Raw genomic sequence first — 254 nt, 5'->3', positions numbered from 1 at the left:
AAGGACAGATGATTAACTCAGAAGAAATGACGTCATGGGAGCAGTTTTATTCTTTAGCTGCATAATTATATCTGAGGAAAAGTGCCTCTTTAATTTAGAACCCACAATCTGAGTTTGCGACAGAACCGAATTACTTGGCCATCAAGATGTAACGACCACTGAGATTTACACGCATGTTATCGGCAGTCATACCACGGGCGTCAAAAGTCCTTTAGAGTGCTTGGGGCAAGTTTTAGAATAGATGATTTTTATGA

General features: G+C 39.8%; 1 pseudogene. It reads left to right on the top strand.

Annotated features, from left to right (window positions below):
- Nucleotides 1-127: 127 nt before the first annotated feature.
- Nucleotides 128-241, top strand: a pseudogene (locus HC723_RS17620) (recombinase XerD); the annotation flags it as partial.
- Nucleotides 242-254: the final 13 nt, after the last annotated feature.

The sequence above is a fragment of the Vibrio sp. S11_S32 genome (assembly GCF_014694465.1).
Taxonomy (GTDB): Bacteria; Pseudomonadota; Gammaproteobacteria; order Enterobacterales; family Vibrionaceae; genus Vibrio; species Vibrio algicola.
Note: the sequence above shows the minus strand (reverse complement) of the source record. Positions and strands in the feature narration are given on the sequence as shown.